This is a genomic window from Puia dinghuensis (genome assembly GCF_014642875.1).
GTDB lineage: Bacteria > Bacteroidota > Bacteroidia > Chitinophagales > Chitinophagaceae > Puia > Puia dinghuensis.
This window is the reverse complement of record NZ_BMJC01000003.1, coordinates 420,100-440,438: the sequence shown is the minus strand read 5'-3', so window position 1 is coordinate 440,438 and position 20,339 is coordinate 420,100. Positions and strand designations below refer to the sequence as shown.

Annotated in this window: 17 protein-coding genes; 5 read left to right on the top strand and 12 right to left on the bottom strand. The window is 54.7% G+C overall.

Annotated elements, in window-relative coordinates; genetic code table 11:
- The first annotated feature begins 4 nt into the window (after nt 1-4).
- The 3 genes from IEY39_RS15100 to IEY39_RS15090 all read left to right on the top strand — a co-directional run bounded on the left by IEY39_RS15100 (nt 5) and on the right by IEY39_RS15090 (nt 3,759).
- Nucleotides 5-1,144, top strand: coding sequence for an Ldh family oxidoreductase (locus IEY39_RS15100; RefSeq protein ID WP_229688921.1), 1,140 nt, complete (start codon nt 5-7; stop codon nt 1,142-1,144).
- A 113-nt stretch (nt 1,145-1,257) separates the two neighbouring features.
- Complete coding sequence (locus tag IEY39_RS15095; protein WP_188932985.1) at nt 1,258-2,580, top strand: aspartate kinase; 1,323 nt, start codon at nt 1,258-1,260, stop codon at nt 2,578-2,580.
- Nucleotides 2,581-2,607: 27 nt separating this feature from the next.
- Complete coding sequence (locus tag IEY39_RS15090; protein WP_188932983.1) at nt 2,608-3,759, top strand: carboxypeptidase-like regulatory domain-containing protein; 1,152 nt, start codon at nt 2,608-2,610, stop codon at nt 3,757-3,759.
- Nucleotides 3,760-3,791: 32 nt separating this feature from the next.
- Here the strand turns inward: IEY39_RS15090 and IEY39_RS15085 are convergent, their stop codons facing one another.
- Both IEY39_RS15085 and queA read right to left on the bottom strand, forming a co-directional pair.
- Nucleotides 3,792-4,706 carry an alpha/beta hydrolase gene (locus tag IEY39_RS15085; protein WP_188932981.1) on the bottom strand — a complete coding sequence of 305 codons (915 nt, stop codon included), beginning with the start codon at nt 4,704-4,706 and terminating at the stop codon, nt 3,792-3,794.
- A 47-nt stretch (nt 4,707-4,753) separates the two neighbouring features.
- On the bottom strand, nt 4,754-5,803 hold the full coding sequence (gene queA, locus IEY39_RS15080; protein ID WP_188932979.1) for a tRNA preQ1(34) S-adenosylmethionine ribosyltransferase-isomerase QueA: 1,050 nt from the start codon (nt 5,801-5,803) through the stop codon (nt 4,754-4,756).
- Nucleotides 5,804-6,151: 348 nt separating this feature from the next.
- On the opposite strand from queA, the gene IEY39_RS15075 reads away from it, so the two are divergent.
- The gene (locus tag IEY39_RS15075) at nt 6,152-9,829 is read left to right on the top strand and encodes a TraB/GumN family protein (RefSeq protein WP_188932977.1); all 3,678 of its coding nucleotides are present in this window, start codon (nt 6,152-6,154) and stop codon (nt 9,827-9,829) included.
- A 47-nt stretch (nt 9,830-9,876) separates the two neighbouring features.
- Here the strand turns inward: IEY39_RS15075 and IEY39_RS15070 are convergent, their stop codons facing one another.
- From IEY39_RS15070 to IEY39_RS15060, 3 genes are read right to left on the bottom strand one after another with little or no spacing between them, the layout of a single operon-like run.
- Entirely contained in the window at nt 9,877-11,553 is a 1,677-nt protein-coding gene (locus IEY39_RS15070; protein ID WP_188932975.1) for an ABC transporter ATP-binding protein, read from the bottom strand.
- 13 nt (nt 11,554-11,566) lie between these two features.
- Nucleotides 11,567-11,971, bottom strand: coding sequence for a hypothetical protein (locus IEY39_RS15065; RefSeq protein WP_188932973.1), 405 nt, complete (start codon nt 11,969-11,971; stop codon nt 11,567-11,569).
- 55 nt (nt 11,972-12,026) lie between these two features.
- The gene (locus tag IEY39_RS15060; protein WP_188932971.1) at nt 12,027-12,797 is read right to left on the bottom strand and encodes an AMP nucleosidase; all 771 of its coding nucleotides are present in this window, start codon (nt 12,795-12,797) and stop codon (nt 12,027-12,029) included.
- Between the two features lie 64 nt (nt 12,798-12,861).
- Here IEY39_RS15060 and IEY39_RS15055 point away from each other — a divergent pair, with 64 nt between their 5' ends.
- Nucleotides 12,862-13,305, top strand: a complete 444-nt coding sequence (locus IEY39_RS15055; protein ID WP_188932969.1) for a type I restriction enzyme HsdR N-terminal domain-containing protein — start codon at nt 12,862-12,864, stop codon at nt 13,303-13,305.
- Here the strand turns inward: IEY39_RS15055 and IEY39_RS15050 are convergent.
- The 7 genes from IEY39_RS15050 to IEY39_RS15020 form a co-directional block, all read right to left on the bottom strand.
- Complete coding sequence (locus IEY39_RS15050) at nt 13,297-14,040, bottom strand: class I SAM-dependent methyltransferase (RefSeq protein WP_188932967.1); 744 nt, start codon at nt 14,038-14,040, stop codon at nt 13,297-13,299. The genes IEY39_RS15055 and IEY39_RS15050 overlap by 9 nt on opposite strands.
- A gap of 2 nt (nt 14,041-14,042) precedes the next feature.
- Nucleotides 14,043-16,409 carry an ABC transporter permease gene (locus IEY39_RS15045; protein ID WP_188932965.1) on the bottom strand — a complete coding sequence of 789 codons (2,367 nt, stop codon included), beginning with the start codon at nt 16,407-16,409 and terminating at the stop codon, nt 14,043-14,045.
- A gap of 118 nt (nt 16,410-16,527) precedes the next feature.
- Nucleotides 16,528-17,934, bottom strand: a complete 1,407-nt coding sequence (locus IEY39_RS15040) for a Glu/Leu/Phe/Val family dehydrogenase (protein WP_188932963.1) — start codon at nt 17,932-17,934, stop codon at nt 16,528-16,530.
- Nucleotides 17,935-17,973: 39 nt separating this feature from the next.
- Nucleotides 17,974-18,201, bottom strand: a complete 228-nt coding sequence (locus IEY39_RS15035; protein ID WP_229688920.1) for a CcmD family protein — start codon at nt 18,199-18,201, stop codon at nt 17,974-17,976.
- Nucleotides 18,202-18,231: 30 nt separating this feature from the next.
- Nucleotides 18,232-18,918: a cytochrome c biogenesis protein CcsA gene (gene ccsA / locus IEY39_RS15030; protein WP_188932961.1), complete on the bottom strand. Its 687-nt coding sequence runs from the start codon at nt 18,916-18,918 to the stop codon at nt 18,232-18,234.
- Nucleotides 18,919-18,956: 38 nt separating this feature from the next.
- Nucleotides 18,957-19,607 carry a heme exporter protein CcmB gene (locus tag IEY39_RS15025; protein WP_188932953.1) on the bottom strand — a complete coding sequence of 217 codons (651 nt, stop codon included), beginning with the start codon at nt 19,605-19,607 and terminating at the stop codon, nt 18,957-18,959.
- Nucleotides 19,608-19,699: 92 nt separating this feature from the next.
- Nucleotides 19,700-20,269, bottom strand: a complete 570-nt coding sequence (locus IEY39_RS15020; RefSeq protein ID WP_188932951.1) for a thymidine kinase — start codon at nt 20,267-20,269, stop codon at nt 19,700-19,702.
- Nucleotides 20,270-20,339 lie beyond the last annotated feature (70 nt).

The following is a 20,339-nucleotide window of genomic DNA, read 5'->3' as shown; positions in this document are numbered from 1 at the left end:
TATAATGACAAGACAGCCGGAGGGTGGCTTTTTGCTGCTCTCCGCTGTAAATTATATGGACATGCTTTTCGCCTACCCTCGTCTCCTCGCATTCACCATCGACATTTTTAAAAAGATCGGCTGTTCCGACACCGATGCCCATACTGCATCCGTCGCCCTGCTCAGCGCCGACCTGCGCGGCATCGACTCCCATGGCGTCGCCCGGCTCATCGGCTATGTCCGTCTCCGGGATGCGGGCAGGGCCAACCCGAAGCCCAGGATCTCCATCATCCACGAAACGCCATCCACCGCGGTAGTGGACGGGGACAGCGGGCTGGGTCTCGTCGTAGCCCCCTTCGCGATGCAGGTTGCCATCGAAAAAGCAGCCCTGGCCGGCACCGGCTGGGTAAGCGTACAAAACTCGAATCATTTTGGCATCGCGGGCTATCATGCCCTCCAGGCAGTGAAGCGGGACATGATCGGCATCGCCATGACCAATGCCAGCGCCCTCGTCGCCCCTACCTTCTCCCTCGAACGCCTCCTCGGCACCAACCCCATCTGCGTGGCCGTCCCGGCAGGGGAAGAGCCCCCCTTCGTCGCCGACCTGGCCACCACCACCGCTGCTAACGGGAAACTGGAGATACTCCAGCGCAAGAACGAAGAAGCCCCCCTCGGCTGGATCCAGGATAGCCAGGGCCGGCCTTCCACCAACCCGCATGAGCTGAAAACCGGCGGCGCCCTCCTGCCACTTGGCGGCGACCGCGACCATGGCAGTCACAAAGGCTATGCTCTCGGCGCCATCGTCGATATCTTCTCGGCCGTCCTCAGCGGCGCCAACTACGGCCCCTGGGTGCCCCCCTTTCCCGCCTATGTCCCCATGCCCACCGGCATGCCCGGCAAAGGCATCGGCCATTTCTTTGGCGCCATGCGTATCGACGCCTTCCGCCCCGCCGCCGACTTCAAACACCACATGGATAACTGGATCCGCCGCTTTCGCAGCGCCACGCCCGTTCCGGGGAATCAAAGCGTCCTCATCCCGGGCGACCCCGAACGTGAAATGGAGGCCGAACGCCTGGCCCACGGCATCCCACTCCTGCCAGCCGTGGTCAATGATCTCAAAGGCCTCGCCGAAAAATTGGGGGTCGCCTTCCCCGATCCGGCTTGACCCGCGGCACCATCCCGACCTCTCCCCGGCCACTACCAGCGGGTGCATTTTTTAAAATTTTCTAATCGTCCGCCACGTATCTTTGCGGTCCTGAAAAATATCGTATGGCAACAATGAAAGTTATGAAATTCGGCGGCACCTCCGTCGGTAAGCCCGAAAGGATGCGGCAGGTGAGCCAATTGATCACTGCCGATGCCGAATCGAAGATCGTCGTCCTCAGCGCCCTCAGTGGAACCACCAATGCCCTTGTTGAAATTGGCAACGCCATTTCCTCCAGCCAACGCGAAAAGGCTAAAGAACTCATCGATAAATTGGAGGCGCACTACCAATCCTTCATTGTCGAACTGGTCAAGAAGCCGTCATCGCTGGCAAAGGCAAAGGCCATCGTAGCCGAACACTTCGAATTTCTCACCATCATCCTGAAAATCTCTTTCAGCGAAGCGCTGAGCAAAGATATCCTCGCCCAGGGCGAACTGCTGTCCACCAAGCTTTTCTCCGTTTTCCTCGAAGAGAACGGCATCGACCACTTCCTCCTGCCCGCCCTCGAGTTTATGAGCATCGACAGCCATGACGAACCGCAGATCAACAGTATCAGAAACCGGCTCGACATGCTGCTCCGTCAGCACAGCGATAAGACGCTATTTATCACCCAGGGTTACATCTGCCGCAACGCCCGCGGGGAAGTGGACAACCTGAAGAGGGGCGGTAGCGACTACAGCGCCTCCCTCATTGCCGCCGCTATCACCGCCAGCGTCTGCGAGATCTGGACCGACATCGATGGGATGCATAACAACGACCCCCGCGTCGTCAAAAAGACCGTCGCTATCGAGCAGCTCAGCTTTGAAGAAGCTGCCGAGCTGGCCTACTTCGGCGCCAAGATCCTCCACCCCGCTTCCATCTGGCCCGCCCAGTTCTATAAGATCCCGGTGCGCCTGCTCAACACCATGCAGCCGGAGGCAAAGGGCACCCTCATCACCGAAGAAGCCGGCTCCGAAGGCGTAAAAGCCATCGCCGCCAAAGACGGCATCATTGCGATCAACATCCGCAGCAGCCGGATGCTGCTGGCTTATGGGTTCCTCCGCAAGATCTTCGAGGTTTTTGAAAAATACCGGACTCCCATCGACATGATCACTACTTCCGAGGTGGCCGTGTCCATCACCATCGAGAGCTCCGCCGAACTCAAAGCCATCGTCCGCGAACTCGAACCCTTCGGCACCATCGAAGTGGAAGAGAACCATACCATCGTGTCCATCGTTGGCAACAACCTCAACAGCACACCCGATATCCTGAGCAAGCTCTTCACCGCGCTTAGCCCGGTGCCGATTCGCATGGTCAGCTATGGCGGCAGCAAGCACAATGTCTCGTTGCTTATCCCCTCAGCGTATAAGACCCAGACATTGCAGCTGCTGAACAAGGGACTCTTCGGGCTGGAGTAAAAAGCCGTATATTCATGGCACAACTCCATGAAACGACTGATCTACCTTATCATGCTGCTGCTGGCCCAAATTTCCGGCAGCGCTCAGCCCGGCGGCACGCTTTCCGGCACCGTAACCGACTCCATCACCGGCAAACCACTGGCGGGGGTCAGTATCTATCTGAATAATACTTCAAAAGGCACCGTCTCCAAAAATGACGGCGCCTTCCTTTTACCCCTGCCACCGGGGACCTATCAGTTGGTGGCCTCCGCCATCGGCTATGCCACATCCATCACGGAGGTGAACGGCAACCGGCTGCCGGCGTCGCTCCGCCTGAAACTACGGCCACAGGCCACCGAACTCGCGGCCATCACCGTCGAACCCTATGAAAAACGCGGCTGGGGGAAATATGGGAAATTCTTCTGGAACAATTTCATCGGTATGGGACCAAATGCGTCTTCTTGTTCTATCCTCAACAAAGAAGTGCTGCGGTTTCACTTCTATAAAAGGAGCAACCGCCTCAGCGTCACCGCCACCGAACCCCTGGAGATCGAGAACGATGCCCTCGGCTACACACTGGAATATAATCTGCAGGAATTTGTCAGTGATTTCAACAACAATATCGTCACTTACTACGGGTATCCCTTCTTCCGGGAAAAGACCGCAAAGAATGAGGGGAAAAAACAAACCTGGATACGCAACCGTCGTACCACCTACCAGGGCTCTATGATGCACTTCATGCGGAGTCTTTACGCCGGCCACAGCATCCGGGAAGGCTTCCTGATCCAGCAGAACGTAGTCGTACCAAATGCAGAGAAGCGCCGCATCAAAAATATCTACCGCCCCGACTTTCAGAAACCCGGGCTCTTCCCGATGGACACCCTGCATTATTTCTGGGAGGTGCTCCGGCAGCCCGACCCGATACAACGCCGCATCGGCGTATCCCCCGACACCCTCATCACCACCCGTGCCGACCAGAGTAAGGGCATGTATTTCGACGGCACTCTCATCGTCTCCTATGGCGTCACCAGCCGCATCGACAGCTTCCGCCAGTCCGGCATCCGCCTGATGAGCGCACAACCCATTACGGTAGAGGAGAATGGTTATTACTATCCGTCAAAGGAGATTCTTATCACATCGGGCTCCTGGAGCCAGACCGAAAAGATCTCCAATCTTCTGCCGCTGGACTACATACCATAGCTCCGCGGGCATCACGCCCCGGCCAATGGAGGCTACAGCCACCCTCCGGCCGTCAGCCAATTGACCAACCTGTCCGGCCATTGATCGGTTGTCGTAGGATTATGCATTCCAAACCCATGGCCACCCTTGGGATAGACATGCAATTCCGCCGGAACCCGGTGTCGCATCAGCGCGATATAAAATTCAAGGCTGTTGATCACGGGCACCGTCCTGTCATCCTCTGCGTGTACGAGGAAGGCAGGCGGCGTCTGATCCGTTACCTGCAGTTCGTTGGAAAACTTTTTTATCCCTTCGGGGGAAGGCTGCTTCCCGATGAGATTATCCCGGCTTCCCCGGTGGCCTATGCTGTCGTCAAAACTGATCACCGGGTACAACAATACCATAAAATCCGGCCGCAATGAGACCCCGGCAGGGTTGGCGATCACCGGAGTGGTGAAATGGGTTCCGGCTGTAGAAGCCAGATGCCCACCCGCGGAAAAGCCGAGAATTCCTATCTTTCCCGGGTTTACCCCCCATTCCCCGGCGCGCTGCCGTACCAGCTGGATGGCCCGCTGCGCATCCTGTAAAGGGCCAATAGTTTTATCTACCATCGTTTCGTCGTCGGGTAACCGGTATTTCAACACAAAGGCGGTGATGCCGAGGCTGTTGAGCCATGCGGCCACCTGGGTTCCTTCATGCGTCATGGCCAGATGCACATATCCGCCCCCCGGACAAACGATCACCGCAGTCCCCGTCCGCTTGCCGGCTGGCGGCTGCCACACCGTCAGGGTAGGGCGGCTCACCTTGCTATACGAATAACGGATGGGGCGCCCCGAAGAGTCGATGGTCTCGGCATTGGCTGCCGGGCGGGAATTGGGAATGGGGTCTGTGCCATACAAGGGCATTTCCTGCTGTGCTGTGGACATAAGAGAGGGAAAGAAAAGAAGGGCGAGAAGAAGTTTTTTCATATGTCCCCCCAATGTACAAAAAACCCGGCCGTCAGGCCGGGCTAATTTTATAAAACCAGCATCGCATCACCGTAGCTGAAGAACCTGTACTTATCCTTTATCGCCTTCCTGTACGCTTCCATCGCCAGATCGTACCCCGCAAACGCACACACCATGATCAACAGGCTGGTCTTGGGAAGATGGAAGTTCGTTACCAGCGCGTCGGCAATATTGAATTGATAAGGCGGGTGAATAAATGTATTGGTCCAGCCTTCGGAAGGCTTTAATAATTTCTCCGCGGTGAAAGAGGATTCAATAGCCCGCATGGTCGTCGTCCCGATCGAACAGATGCGGTGACCGCCCGTCCGAGCCTTGTTCACTATCTTACAGGCGTCTTCTTCTATCCGGTAGTATTCCGCATCCATCTTGTGCTTGCTCAGGTCTTCCACCTCGATGGGCCGGAAGGTGCCAAGACCCGTATGCAGCGTGATCTCGGAAAAGCGTACCCCCTTGATCTCCAAACGCTTGATCAGCTCTTTGCTAAAATGCAGCCCTGCCGTCGGCGCCGCAACAGCCCCTTCATGCTTGGCGTATACCGTCTGATAACGCTCTTTGTCTTCCTCGTCAGGCTTGCGCTTGATATATTTGGGCAGCGGCGTCTCACCCAACACTTCCAGCACCTGCCGGAATTCCTCGTCATTGCCATCCCATAGGAACCGGATGGTCCGGCCCCGGCTGGTCGTATTATCGATGACTTCGGCTACTAATTCGTCATTGTCCCCGAAATAAAGCTTGTTGCCGACACGGATCTTCCGCGCCGGATCGACGATCACATCCCAAAGCCGGTTCGGCTTATTCAATTCACGAAGCAGGAAAACTTCTATCTTGGCCCCGGTCTTCTCCTTACGGCCATACATCCGGGCGGGGAAAACCTTGGTGTTATTAACGACGAAAACGTCTTTATCATCAAAATAGTCGAGGATATCCCGGAAATGCTTGTTCTCTATCTGGCCGGTCTTGCGGTGTACAACCATCATTCGGCTGTCTTCTCTTTTTTTCGCAGGGTGCTGGGCAATGAGGTTTAGAGGAAGATCAAACTTGAACTGGGATAACTTCATGTGGAATGTTGATTTTTTTACTTTTTCTTGGTCAATCACCGGTCACGACTATTCACACATGATATCAGCAAGGGTATTGTGAACTCAGAGTCTCATCCGCACAAACCAGGTCTTACGGCACCCGATCTGCTATCATGTTACGGCATGATTTTTCAAGCGGGCGAAGGTACGACAAAAAGTAAGCATTTCCAAATATAATTTTCAGCCGCCCCCTTTACTCCGCCGCAATCGACACGCATGAAGAACAACAATCACTTCATCCTGACGGTTGCAAACGGCCCCTGAAATTTGCTCACCCACTGGTAAAATAATTTTCCCTAATTGCCGTCTTTTATGCAATTTGTAATAATGAGATCTACCCCCTTCAGGTTTTGTGCCGCAGCAACCGTATTTCTCCTCTTCCTCGCACAGTTTCTTCCCGCGCAAAGCAGGGTGGAAAAGAAATATCCGGCCCTCTTGTGGGAGATCACCGGCAATGGCATGAAAAAGCCCTCCTATCTCTTCGGGACGATGCATGTCAGCAGCAAACTCGTCTTTCACCTCAGCGACTCCTTCTACCTCGACATCCGCAACACCGAAGTAGTCGCCCTCGAACTCGATCCGCAACTCTGGCAGGACCAGCTCTTCCGCTTCGAGAACCTCCAATCCAACCTCCGCTTCTACACCCAGGGCGCTCCCAATGACTTCATAAACGAGAAATCCTTCCAGCTCGAGAAATATGAGGACAAGCTAAAATTCGCCCTCAGCGAAGAGCCAACCGTCATCAACGGCCTGCTATACAGAACCTACCGCACCCAGGCCGACTTCGAAGAAGATACCTATCTCGATCTCTATATCTACCAAACCGGCAAAAAGCTCGGCAAACAGGCCACCGGCGTCGAAAATTACTTCCAGACCGAACGCCTCGTCATGGAAGCCGCCCAGGACATGATGAAAGACAGGAAGAAGAAGGCTCCCGACACCGACGGCCAGTCCGCTTACGACATCGAGCGTAAAACCCAGGAAGCCTACCGCCAGGGCGATCTCGATCTCCTCGACTCCCTCGAAAGGCTCATAGAGCCCTCCGAATCCTATATGGAGAAATTCCTCTATCGCCGCAATGAGATCCAGGCCGCCTCCATCGACAGCATCGTCCAACGGCACTCGCTCTTCGTAGGGGTAGGGGCCGCCCACCTCCCCGGAAAACGTGGGGTAATAGAATTACTTCGCAAAAAGGGCTATGTCCTTCGTCCGGTCATCATGCCTGACAGGGACGCCACTCGCCGCGACGATATCGACCGCATAAAGGTCCCCGTCACCTTCTCGCCTTTCACGTCTGAAGACGGCGACTTCTCCGTCCAGTTGCCGGGCAAGCTCTACCGGCGCACCGACAGCCGTACCCCCGATTCCTGGCAATATGCCGATATGGGCAACGGCGCCTATTATATGATCGCCCGCGTAAAAACCCATAGCAGCTTCCTGGGCCAAAAGGAGGAGATCGTGCTGAAGAAGGTAGACAGTCTGCTGTATGAAAATATACCCGGGAAGATATTGAAGAAGACCGCAATCAACCGCAACGGCTGCAAAGGATTCGATATAACCGCCCGCACCCGTCGTGGCGACATCCAGCGCTATAATATCCTGGTCACAACGTCCGAAGTATACGTCTTCAAGATGAGCGGCACCAACAACTATGTCGACGGATCCGAAGCCGACCAGTTCTTCAATTCCATACGCCTTCGCAACACTACATCCGCTGCCTGGGCGACATTCACCCCCGACCGCGGCGGCTTCAGCATCGCCTTCCCGCATACCCCCACCCAGCATAAGAATACCTCCAACGGCGACGGCATCACCCGCTGGGAATACGAAGCTACCGACACCACTACCGGCGACGCTTTCCTCGTCTGGAAGAAGGCGGTGCAGAACTATCGATTCATGGAAGAAGATACCGCCGACCTCTCGCTGATGGAAGAAAGCTTCCGCAACTCGGAATTTATCGATAAGCTGCTGTCCCGCAAGCCCGGCGTCTTTGTCGGCCACGCCTGCCTCGACGCCACCTACCAGGAAAAGGACGGCTCCTTCCTCCGGGCCCGGTTCATCCTCCACGGCGCCGACTACTACCTGCTATGCGCCCACAGCCGTGGCAGGGAAAAGTCGTTCAGCAACTTCTTCGGTTCCCTGATCTTTACGCCCTACCGGTATACTTCCTTCCGCAGTTATGTGGACACCTTCATCCGCATCAGCGTGACTACGCCTATGGTTCCGGATGTCGACGCCGGGATGCGCGGCATCCTCGAAAGGGCTACCAGCGAAGAATTCCTCAACTCTCTTCCCGACTATAACAACTACTGGCCACACCCGAAGACCGCCCTCTTCCAGGATGACTCCACCGGGGAAGCCGTATACGTATCGGTAGAATCCTTCCCCAAATATTACTACCCCAAGGACACCAGCGCCTTCTGGCAGGATGAGACCAACGAGAAAAAACTCCGCCGCGACCTCGTTTTTAGCAAGAAACAACCCTACCGCAACGGCGATGAGTCCGGCTACCGTTATACGCTCACCGACACCAATACCACCCGCCGCATCGACATGTGGATCTTCCTGAAAGGCAATCACCTCTTCCGCATCGTATCCCTCACCGACTCGCTGCAGGTGAGCAGCGACTTCCTCAGCCGCTTCTACGCCACTTTCCGGCCCCTCGATCAGCCATCCGGTGCTTCCGTGTTCGACAGCAAGCTGGACGCCTTCTTCCGCGATTTCTATAGTACCGACTCCCTCGTTGCCAAACGCGCGAAAGAGGCGATCCCTAATGTATACTATGGCCGCGCAGGCGTCCCCCGGCTGTTGGACGCCATCGAAAACCTTCCTTACAACGGGAAGGACTATTTTGAGACAAAAACGAAGCTGATAAATGAATTGGGCTATATAAACGATTCTGTCGCTATCCCCGGAGTCGTTGCAGGATTGAAACATATTTATGAAAGAGCAGGCGACACAAGCTTGCTGCAGAATGCCGTCCTGAAGGCCCTGGCCCATCACAAGACAGCGCCGGCTTACCAACTGCTAAAGCAGCTGATGATCCAGGACCCGCCGGTGTTCGACAATTCTTCAGAATATACTTACCTCTTCCACGACATCGGCGACTCCCTGGCCCTGGCCCGCACCCTCTTCCCCGGTCTGCTCCAGCTGGCCTCGGTGGATGACTATAAACCCAACATCCAATCCTTACTTTCCAACCTCGTCGACAGCAACTACCTGCACGCCGCCGACTACGAACCCTGGTTCAGCCAGATCTATTTCGACGCCAAGATCCAGTGGAAAAAACAGGAGGGAAAAGACGAAAAGCGATTACAGAAAAAAGAAGAGGAAGGCGATGACAACACGGACGCCGACAGCGACGAGTCCGGCGGTAACGAACTCGATGAGTATGCCATCCTGCTGATGCCTTTCTACGATCGCAACCCGACGATCGCGCATTTCTTCGACAAATTGCTGCAAAGCCGCGACCCTCAGCTGCGCCTGACTACATCCCTGCTGCTCTTGCGTCATCAGCATCCCGTCGCGGATTCCATCCTCCTTGCGCTGGCGGCCGGCGATGCGACACGCTCTCCACTCTTTGAAGGCCTCAACGCCATCGGCAGCGGCAACCGCTTCCCCCAACGTTACCGCACCCAGGAAGACATGGCCCGCAGCCTGCTGGTCTCCGGCCATGGTAATACGGAATTCGCCGATATCCATATGGTGGACAAGCAGCCCGCGCAATTCAAAAACAAAAGAGGCCTGGTTTATTTCTTCAAATATAAGGTCAGTAAAGAGGACGACTGGCAACTGGGTCTAAGCGGCATCCAGCCAAAAGATCACCTGGACATCAGCACCGACAACAGCCTGGTCGTGCTCACCGGCAAAAAGCTCCGTGCCAGCGTCCCGCCGCTGCAACAGTTCGAAGAGCAGTGGCGCAAACTACTCCTGTCCCGGCGTAAAAGCGCGACGGTCTTCTTCCAGGACGGCGAATACCGCAATACCCAGCCGGATGAAGATTAAGGCCGCCGCCCACAGGAGCCACCGCCGCAGCTGCCGCAGCGCACGAATCAGCGTAACCGCGGGATAGCCGCTATCAATTTCTTTGTATACTCACTACGAGGATGGTTGTAAAGCGTCTCCGCATCCCCCGCTTCTTCAATCCTTCCCTTGTTCATGACCAGGATGCGATCGCTGATGTATCTGATCACCGAGAGATCGTGCGAGATAAAGACGACGGTGAACCCAAACTCATTCTTAAGATCGTTCAGCAAGTTGAGCACCTGCGCCTGTACGCTTACATCCAGCGCCGACACCGATTCGTCGGCGACGATGAAATCGGGCCGCAGCGCCAGCGCGCGCGCAATCACCACCCGTTGCCGTTGTCCGCCGGATAATTCATGCGGCCAGCGACCGGCATATTCCGCGGTGAGACTCACTTTCTCCAACAGCTGCACCACTAGCCGCCGCCGCTCTTTCTCCGTCGTGCCAAGCCCATGCACCTGCATCGCTTCGGCGATGGCCGCCCCGATGGTCAGCCGCGGGTTCAGCGAGGAATAAGGGTCCTGGAAAATAAGCTGCATCCGGCTTCTCAACTGTTTCATTGCAGCCGCGTCAAGGCCGCCAAGATCCGCGCCATCGAAGAAGACACGCCCGCCCGTCGGCTCCACCAGCCGCAGCAGCGCTCTTCCCAGGGTCGTCTTGCCGCAACCCGACTCGCCCACAAGGCCCAGCGTCTCGCCCTTATATACATCGAAGCTTACACCGTCCACCGCCTTTGTATAGCTCCGCCCCTTTCCTAAAAAGCTTTTTTTCGCCGGATACCATACCTGCAGGTTTTCCACTTTTACCAACGCTTCCGTGCTTACCAGGTTAGGGGCTGCCGGCGCAGACGGGGGGATGGAGCCGTTTAAATAATCGCTCACCACGGGCAACCGCTCCCCCTTCACATGCAGGGCAGGCCGGCAATTCAGCAACCCCTGCGTATAGGGGTGCCGGGGATGATGAAACAACTCCCGCACCGGCCCCTGCTCCACCACCTTCCCTTTATACAATACCACTGCCCGGTCGGCTATCTCGGCCACGACACCCAGGTCATGGGTGATAAAGATGACGCCCATATCTTCCGTCTCCTGCAATTGCCGGATCAATTCCAGGATGGTCTTTTGCACCGTAACATCCAGCGCCGTCGTCGGCTCGTCACAGATAAGCAACGAAGGCCGGCTGCTCATCGCCATCGCGATCATCACCCGCTGTTTCTGTCCGCCGCTGAGCTGATGTGGCCACCTGTTGTACATCCCTTCCGGGTCAGGCAGCCGCACCCGCCCGAAAAGCGCGATAGCCTGCTCCCGCGCCTCCCCTGCCGATACCTTCCGATGGGCCAGGATGGCTTCGGCCACCTGGTCGCCACAGGTAAACACCGGATTGAGGGAAGTCATCGGCTCCTGAAAGATCATGGCTATTGCCGCTCCCCGGATGTGTCGCAGTGCCTCACCTTCCTGTCGTAACAGATCGATCGTCTGCCCGTCACGCCCCGTGAAAAGGATCTCCCCCGACAGGTATCGGGCCGGGGGAGAGGGCAGCAGCCGAAGGATGGACAAAGAAGTGATCGACTTCCCCGAGCCCGATTCCCCAACAAGCGCAACAATCTCCCCCCGGCCCACATCGAGACTGACATGGTCGAGCACAAGGCCGTCTTCAGTAGAAAAGGAAATGCTGAGGTTGGAGATGCTTAACAGCGGAGGCATCCGGCAAGATACGCTATTTCGACTGTATCTTCTGGACATCGATCACCGCATTGCGTTTCTGCGGCGTGGGAACATAGATCAAACACTGCATACAGGTTTGAACCGGGACGCTGTCCGTTATCCGGAAGGTGAAAACATCGCCTTGGGAAAGGTGGTTATTGCCAAAGGTGCAGAAATCGGATACGGTGAACACATTGGTATACGTCGTATCATGACCAAAGGTGGAGTCTTTCCACGAAGCAACGATCTTCGAAGAATCTATATTCCCGCTGAGTACTTGTATCACGTAATTCGAACAGGGGCCGTCGATCACCAGCTTACCGGTGAGGGTAGGTGATTCGATCTTGCCGGGCTGGCAGTAAAACCCTGTACCCGCGAGCAATAGAAGCAGGATAGGAATAAAGACATTTCGTTTCATGGAGGTTTTTTCCGGCTTGACAACGGGTTACTGACAACCGTTGCACCCTGCGCGCTCAGAATCTTAGGTGCCTTACCGTAAGTCCGTTATTGATCAGCTGTTTAAGCGAATCGATGCCGATCTTGATATGTCTTTCCACGTATTCGGTCGTAATCTTTTGATCGCTTTCCGCCGTCTTCACCCCCTCCGGTGTCATCGGTTGATCGCTTACCAGCAACAGCGCACCAGTGGGTATCTTGTTGTAAAAACCTACCGAAAAAAGGGTCGCCGTTTCCATATCGATCGCATGTGCACGGATCTTCGTCAGGTATTCCTTGAAGGTGTCGTCATGCTCCCATACCCTTCTGTTTGTCGTATAGACCGTTCCCGTCCAATAATCCACCGCATAATCCCGGATGGTCGTCGAGATCGCCTTCTGCAACGCGAAGGCCGGCAGGGCAGGAACCTCTGGCGGGAAATAGTCATTGGAGGTACCCTCACCCCGGATGCCCGCTATCGGCAGGATCAGGTCGCCCAGCTTGTTACGTTTCTTCAATCCCCCGCACTTCCCAAGAAAAAGAACCGCTTTCGGATGGATCGCCGTCAGCAGGTCCATGACGGTTGCCGCCCCGGGGCTACCCATCCCGAAATTGATGATGGTAATGTCCCCGGCTGTGGCGCATTGCATAGGCTTGTCCTCACCCACAACCGACACATTATGCCATTGGGCGAATAAATGCACATAATTGTCGAAGTTGGTCAATAGGATATACTCGCCAAAATTTTCCAATTTCTCGCCGGTATACCGGGGCAGCCAGTTGTTGACGATCTCTTCTTTGGTCTTCATTATAATTTGTCAACATCGAAAGGTTTGTCGATGTGATTCGTAAATTTAACAAAGTTTTCCGGCTATGATCAAAATCTATTATCCATCCCACCCCTTTAAGATACGAGAGCCCGAACGAACCAAGGAAGAGATCTGGGACGATCTTCGCAAACAATGGGTTCGCCTCACCCCTGAAGAATGGGTGCGCCAGAATTTTATCCAATATCTCTTACAGGTGAAAAACTACCCCCCCTCTTATATGGCTGTTGAACGCCGCATACGCCTGGGCGAACTCAATAAGCGTTTCGATCTGCTCGTCTTCGACAAAGCAGCCCAGCCCTGGATGCTGGTCGAGTGCAAGGCCATGGAAGAAAAATTGGACAGCCGCGTCCTTTGGCAGGTGCTGCGCTATAATATGGCCATCCCTATCAAATATCTCGTCATCACCAACGGCGAGGAATGCCACGCCTTCGTCAAAGGCCTCGCCGACTTCGAAGATATCCCCTCCCTTCCTGCTTACTCAGAGTAAGCCGGAATACAGCTTCGTATCATAGCCGACCCTTACCCTTCCCTCCACCGCATGCCGCGCAAACAGCTGTTCCAGCGCCGCCATCATGGCAACATTCCCCTTCGGCACATAAGACGATGATAGCAGCCTTCCCTTCAATCCTTCCAGGTCGAACAACTGTTGGTTGTCAAAGCGGGCAAGTGTCATCGCCGCTGGTGAAAAGAAACCGGCTAACTGTTCGTCCGTGATGTTGCGGTGATTGACGGTCTTGTACTCCCCTGCATACTGTTGGATCAGTGCTTCATATTCCTTTTCGAAGGAGGTTTCTGTGAGGCGCTCGTTCCATACCAGCGCCACTACCGCTCCCGGTCGGGCGATGCGGTCGAACTCGACGCGGCTGGCCACCGGGTCAAACCAGTGAAAAGCCTGTCCCGCTACGATGAGATTGGCACAGGCATCCGGCAGACCGGTGGCCTCTGCTGTCCCATCGATGCTTATGAAGCCCGGATAGCCGTCCAGCAGCTCTTCCGCTTTTGCACGCATCTCCTGGTTAGGCTCTACGGCATAGACCTCGTTGAAGTTTCGCAGGAACAATTCCGTGGAGATGCCTGTCCCCGACCCGATGTCGGCGACAACCCATGTTGGATCAAATCCATAGGTATCCTGTAAAAAGGTGAGCACCGCCTGGGGATAATGCGGCCGGTATTTTACATAATCTTCGACCCGGTCGCTGAAGCGGGTGGTATTGTTAGTCATGGCTATTCTGACCTCAAACTAAGTGCCGGATTCGCCAATGCTGCCCGCACCGCCTGAAAACTCACCGTCGCCAGCGCGATCCCCAGCGCCGTCAGGCCCGCCAACCCGAATACCCACCACTCGATACCGATGCGGTAGTGGTATTGGTCCAGCCATCGGCTCATTGCCATCCAGGCCAGGGGAAAGGCGATCACTGTCGCCAACAGCACCAATTGCAGGAATTCACGCGATAACAGCGCCGCCAGCCCCGGAACCCCGGCCCCCAACACCTTCCGGATACCGATCTCCTTCACCCGCCGCTCGGCCATATACGCCGAAAGGCCAAACAGCCCCAGGCAGGAGATGAGGACAGCCAGCGCCGCAAACAACCTCGACAGCTGCCCGATCAGCATCTCACTGCGGAACAGGGCATTGAAGTCGTCATTGACAAAACTATATTCGAAAGGATAACCCGGATTATCCTTCTTTATCACTCCCTCGATCTTCGCCAGCGCCGTCTCCGGCTGCGCCCCTGGTTTGAGCCGCGTATACAGGAACATGGCGTCCTGCGTCGAAGAAAAGAACAAAACCGGCTCTGGCTGACCATACATATCGTCGAATACGAAATCCTTCACTACGCCCACCACCGTCATCGGATGCGCTGCATCATCGAACCAGATGCGCTTGCCGACGGCGCTGCCCTTGCCCATCATTTTCGCCAGGTTCTCCGTCACCAGGACATGCATACTGTCAGCTTCCGGCAGGTCCTGCCGGAAATCCCTTCCTGCCGCCAGCTGCATCCCCGACGTGGCCAGGAAACCCGGCGTGATGCCCCGGTAGGAGATGAGGATATCTTCATTGGCAGGCTTCCCTTCCCATTTGACGCCCGACCCGTTATTCCCGCCCCAGAGGGTATTGAAGCTGTTGAGGGCGGCATTCTCTACGACTCCGGTACCCAGCAGGTCCTGGCGTATCTGGTAGAAATGATCGGCCATCTTGCCACGCACATTGATGCTCATCAGGTTGTTCCGGTCATAACCCAGATCACGGCTTCGGATATGCTCTATCTGCCGGTAAATGACAACGGTAGAGATGATCAGCACGATAGAGACAGTGAATTGCATCACCACCAGCCCCTTCCGCACCAGCGCCGCTGCCGTACCCCGCATCCTGATCCCCTTGAACGCAAAGATCGGGTTGAAGGAAGACAGATATAACGCCGGATAGCTGCCGGCCACCAGCCCGCACAGCAGGGTGATCCCTGACAGCACGCCAAGATGCAAAGGATCTGTCAGTCCGATGTGCAAAGACTTGCCCACCAGCAGATCGAAAGCCGGCATCACCAGGGCGATCAGCAACACGCCTGCTACCATTGATAGCGCCGACAACACCAGCGCCTCACCGATGAACTGACCGATCAACCCTTTCCTTTCAGCACCCAGCACCTTCCGCACGCCTACTTCCTTCGACCGCTTGTCGCTCCGCGCCGTCGCCAGGTTCATAAAGTTGATACAGGCTATGAATAAGATGATCCAGGCGATGATCACAAAGAGCCGCACAAACTCGATGCGCCCGCCGGTCTGCTTCCCGTCTTCGAAATGATCACGCAGATGCCAGTCTTTGGCGCTGAACAGGAAAGGCTTCGCAATGGCGCCCTTCGACTTGTTTTGGATGAAATCATACAGCCGCCGGTTGACGCTCGCGGCGCTGGTCCCCGGCGACAGCTCTACATAGGTATTCGTAGAATTGGATCCCCAGTTGTCGATGCCGCTGCCCTGGCTCAGGGACTGGTTGTACCAGACGGCGTAAGGGATCATCCAATCCAGGTGCACGGTGGAATTCTCCGGGAAGTCGCGTATCACGGCTGACACCGTGTATACCTCCTTATTGTCCACTTTGACCACCTTTCCTATCGCCTTTTCCTGTCCGAAGAGCTGCCTGGACATCCTTTCGGTGATAACGATATTGGTCAGCTGCCGGAAGGCATCCCGTGCATTTCCGGCGACAAAGGAAGTATTGAAAAGCCTGAAGATGGACGAGTCGGCGTAAGCGCCATATTCATACAGTGCCTTATCATCGAAACTGAACAGTATCCGTCTGTCCTGCACGCGACAGGCGGCGGCAATGCCGGGCACTTCCTGGCTGATGGCAGGCGCGAGCTTAACGGGCGTAGCCCTGAAACTCCGCACCTTCCCCTCATAGGTCTGGTTCGTCATTACATAGTACAGCCGGTCTTTGTTGGGCAAGGACTGGTCATAGCTGAGTTCATCCTCCACCCATAAAAAGATCAGCCCCGCACAGGCTACACCTATTGCGAGGCCGAATATATTCAGGAAGCTATAGCTTCTGTTCTTCCAGAGATTGCGGAAGGTTATTTTAAGAAAGTTCATGTGAGGCTTGCCTCAATCCCGGTGCCATATTGTAACCGGATGACAACCAGTCGTTTACAACGCAGCAACCTTGCGCGGCTGTCCGCTTTCGATACGTTGGTTGTTCGCTTATATAGCCTTACGGGAAGATGCCCAGCTCGGCATACGAGGTTCCCACCTTATTAATAGCCACCACATACGCCGCCGTCCGCATATCCGGTATCTTCGGATTGGCCTTCCACGCATCCATGATCTCTCGCGTAGCGGCGATCATCGTATCCTCCAGTCCGCTGTACACCAGGTCGACCTCATCGGCGCCGTGGGAGATGAAATCCTTTTCCTTCTGCGTCACCTTCTTACCTGTCAGCCCTTCTATCTGGTTGAGGATATGCGTATTCATATTTTCCGTAAACCGTTTGTCCATCCGGCCATAACGGACATGGCTAAGGTTTTTCAACCACTCGAAATAAGATACCGTCACCCCGCCGGCATTCAGGTACATATCCGGTATGACGAGCGTCCCCTTCTTTGCAAAGATCTCGTCGGCTTCCGGCGTCAGCGGCCCGTTGGCAGCTTCTCCAATGATCCTGGCCTTCACCTTGGGCGCATTCTTCCCGTTGATCACATTCTCCAGTGCCGCCGGGATCAGGATATCGCACTCCAGTTCCAATGCGTCACCGGAACCGGGCAAATTCGTTGCACCGGGGAAATTCAGGATGCTCCCGGTCTTCTTCCGGTGCTGGAAGACCTCTTCTTCGTTCAATCCATCAGGGTTGATGATCGCTCCTTCGTATTCTGCAAGAGCTATTACTTTGGCGCCACCTTCGCGGAAGAATTTAGCGGCATGATAACCCACATTGCCAAGGCCCTGTACGACCACCGTCTTCCCCTCCACGCCCATCTTTAGTTTCAACCTGGACATTATTTCCTCCATATGGCAGACCTCACGGATGCCATAAAAGACCCCGAGTCCGGTCGCCTCACGCCGGCCTCTGACACCACCCTGGCTGACGGGCTTGCCTGTTACGCAGCCAAGGGCATCTATCTCCCCCGGACGCATACTCATGTAGGTATCGAGGATCCAGGCCATCTCCCGCTCACCCGTACCATAGTCGGGGGCAGGTACGTCTGTACCGGGACCGATAAAGTTCTTCTTGATCAGCTCGGACGTATACCGCCGAGTAATCTTCTCCAGCTCGTACGGTGTATATTTCTTCGGGTCGATGGTGATCCCGCCCTTGGCCCCGCCAAAAGGTACATTCACGATGGCACACTTGAAGGTCATCAACGCCGCCAGCGCCATCACCTCATCGAGGTTTACCGAAGGGGCGAAACGGATACCCCCTTTACAAGGGGTCTTGTGATGGGAATGTTGCACGCGATAGGCCTTGATGACCTCGATCTTATCCCCGATCTTTACGGGGAAGAACATGCGATATACCGCATTACATTGTTTTATCTGCTCCAGGATGCCGGGGTCCCAATTAGTATAGGCTGCTGCTTTATCAAAGCTTTTCTCTACGGCTTCAAAAAATTTGTATTCCATTTGGCTTGCATATTTAAGATGGGCTTTTGACCCGTGTGACTATTTCGATTCTTTTTCCAGTTTTCCTATCTTCCTGTCCAGCCGGACTACATATAAGAGCACCCCCGCCAGAATGGTCACCAGCACCATCACCACGACATATATCTTGCCGTTGGCCCGAAGCCCGTCGGCCATCTCAACCTTGGTAGTATCGTTTTGCGCCATCGCAGGCACGGTAAGCACCCAACAAAAGAACAGGAGTACCAGCTTTCGAATTTTAGTATACATATCGGCTTAAAGATTAGAAGATTTTTTTACTCAATGTCTGTCCTTGGGACGACCGGCCGGAGGCCGGTCCTCTGCAAGCAGTGCCAGGCGGATACGCAAGGTCGCGATCCAGGTTCCAAGCAGGCTCCAGCCCGGTATCGCCCCGACGAGCCACACCAACGCCATCCGCGGATCGAGGTCGTTAAAGGCAGGATTACCACCCATTCCACCCGGATGCAAACTCTCCACCATCCGCGGGAGGATCCATATAGTTGGAAACAACATCGCATAGGCGAAAATGTTGTACACGGCCCCGAGTCTCGCCCGCTTATCGACATCCGGTATCCCGTTGCGGAAGACCAGGTAGGCATAATAGATGAGCATGGCGATCATCGCCCCGAGCTGTTTTGGATCATTGCTCCAGAAAGCTCCCCAGGTGAACCCGGCCCACTCGCTTCCGGTGATGATCCCGAGGGTGCCGAAGACGATGCCTACCTTTGCATATTCGAGTGAATAGATGTCATCGATGTGATTGGGCTTCCGCAGATAGCGGACGGCATACACTACCGAGACGGAGAGAAAGATCATCATCGCAAACCACATGGCAACATGGAAATATAAATTGCGGATCGTTTCGTTTACGATAGGTTTGGCAGGAACATGGCCGAGGAAGCCCCCGATGACAGTATACGCTAATAAAATGACGCACAATATTTTCCACCAGGTCTGACGAAGCATAGAATTCTTCTTGGAGGGCAAAGGTAGGTATTGCCGTCTCAATCCTTCCATAAAAATGGAAAAAGAATGAGGGCCAGCGCTATCAGCAACACATCCAGCCCCGCCAGCACCACCAGCATCCAGCCGAGTCCCCCCTGTAACACGTCCTCGAAAGCGATCGTTGACACCCTGTTGAGCAACAGCAGCTGTGGAATCACCAGCGGAAAGCCCAGGATGGCCATCAGGGCTGCCCCTTGTTGCGCCCTGGCGGCAAGCGCCGCTAAAAAAGTGAACACGAGACTCAGGCTCACCCCTCCGAGGCAAGTGATCAGAACAAAATAGCCTTCGTGCCCCATGGGGTCACCCAGCATAAACAGAAACAGCGCAAGGGTGATCAGACTCATCATGATCATCAGCAAGGCATTGAAAAGCAGCTTGCCCAGGATAAAATCCCTCGCCCCGGCAATGGAATAGAAATACAGCAGCCGGCCCCGGCCCTCCTGCAAAAAGCTCTTCGCCACGGCATTGACACAAATGAACAGTTCGATCATCCAGAAAAGCCCTTTCCATACGGGTCCCTCCGGCTGGCCCATCGACAGGTACAATACAAAAATGGTGGAAGCCACGTACAACAATACCCCGTAAAAGGTATACTGCTGGCGTATTTCCAGCAAGATGTCTTTGCGGAGCAGAATCAGGATCGATCTCATGTGCTTCAAATATTAAAAAAATAGTTAAAATTAATCCCCGGTACAGGCCCCGAAAAGCCGCTCGACGCCTCCCCAAACCTGGCTATAAAATACTAAGGCAAAGTATAATAACAATGACGGCAACGTGGTTCATACACGTCCTTTTCCCCCAACAATATCTGCCCTCCCTGCGTTTTTTTACGATAGGAATAGTTCGCAATATTTCCACATTTGACACAAATGGCATGCAACTTGGTTATATATTCTGCTTTAGCCAGAAGGTATGGCATTTGCCCAAAAGGTTTAGCCAAATAGTCCATATCAAGCCCGGCGACGATTACCCGAACACCCCGAACCGCAAGCTGGTCGCAGACTTCAGGCAATTGATCATCGAAAAACTGGGCCTCGTCGATGCCGATAACATCGACATCCCCTGCCAATAAAAGAATGGTCTGCGAATTATCAATAGGTGTCGATTGGATGGCATTCTCATCATGTGAAACGATACGCTGCTCATGGTAGCGGGTATCCATGGCAGGTTTAAAGATCTCAACTTTCAAATTGGCAATTTTAGCCCGCTTTAGCCGCCTGATCAGTTCCTCGGTCTTTCCCGAGAACATACTTCCGCAGATGACTTCGATCCAGCCCCGCCTCTCACCCTGCAAATGGGGTTCTATGAACATAGATAGGTATAAATTAGGTTCAGAATTTGTTATAACTTTATGTGGACGACGCCTTTCGACGCCCATACTA

Bases quoted from the DNA above. Each gene is read 5' to 3' on its own strand.
- IEY39_RS15090 (WP_188932983.1), top strand. From the start codon at position 2,608: ATGAAACGACTGATCTACCTTATCATGCTGCTGCTGGCCCAAATTTCC.
- IEY39_RS15075 (WP_188932977.1), top strand. From the start codon at position 6,152: ATGAGATCTACCCCCTTCAGGTTTTGTGCCGCAGCAACCGTATTTCTC.
- IEY39_RS15095 (WP_188932985.1), top strand. From the start codon at position 1,258: ATGAAAGTTATGAAATTCGGCGGCACCTCCGTCGGTAAGCCCGAAAGG.
- IEY39_RS15050 (WP_188932967.1), bottom strand. From the start codon at position 14,040: ATGACTAACAATACCACCCGCTTCAGCGACCGGGTCGAAGATTATGTA.
- IEY39_RS15060 (WP_188932971.1), bottom strand. From the start codon at position 12,797: ATGAAGACCAAAGAAGAGATCGTCAACAACTGGCTGCCCCGGTATACC.
- IEY39_RS15065 (WP_188932973.1), bottom strand. From the start codon at position 11,971: ATGAAACGAAATGTCTTTATTCCTATCCTGCTTCTATTGCTCGCGGGT.
- IEY39_RS15025 (WP_188932953.1), bottom strand. From the start codon at position 19,607: ATGAGATCGATCCTGATTCTGCTCCGCAAAGACATCTTGCTGGAAATA.
- IEY39_RS15040 (WP_188932963.1), bottom strand. From the start codon at position 17,934: ATGGAATACAAATTTTTTGAAGCCGTAGAGAAAAGCTTTGATAAAGCA.
- IEY39_RS15035 (WP_229688920.1), bottom strand. From the start codon at position 18,201: ATGTATACTAAAATTCGAAAGCTGGTACTCCTGTTCTTTTGTTGGGTG.
- IEY39_RS15100 (WP_229688921.1), top strand. From the start codon at position 5: ATGACAAGACAGCCGGAGGGTGGCTTTTTGCTGCTCTCCGCTGTAAAT.
- IEY39_RS15055 (WP_188932969.1), top strand. From the start codon at position 12,862: ATGATCAAAATCTATTATCCATCCCACCCCTTTAAGATACGAGAGCCC.
- ccsA (WP_188932961.1), bottom strand. From the start codon at position 18,918: ATGCTTCGTCAGACCTGGTGGAAAATATTGTGCGTCATTTTATTAGCG.
- queA (WP_188932979.1), bottom strand. From the start codon at position 5,803: ATGAAGTTATCCCAGTTCAAGTTTGATCTTCCTCTAAACCTCATTGCC.
- IEY39_RS15020 (WP_188932951.1), bottom strand. From the start codon at position 20,269: ATGTTCATAGAACCCCATTTGCAGGGTGAGAGGCGGGGCTGGATCGAA.
- IEY39_RS15085 (WP_188932981.1), bottom strand. From the start codon at position 4,706: ATGAAAAAACTTCTTCTCGCCCTTCTTTTCTTTCCCTCTCTTATGTCC.
- IEY39_RS15045 (WP_188932965.1), bottom strand. From the start codon at position 16,409: ATGAACTTTCTTAAAATAACCTTCCGCAATCTCTGGAAGAACAGAAGC.
- IEY39_RS15070 (WP_188932975.1), bottom strand. From the start codon at position 11,553: ATGCCTCCGCTGTTAAGCATCTCCAACCTCAGCATTTCCTTTTCTACT.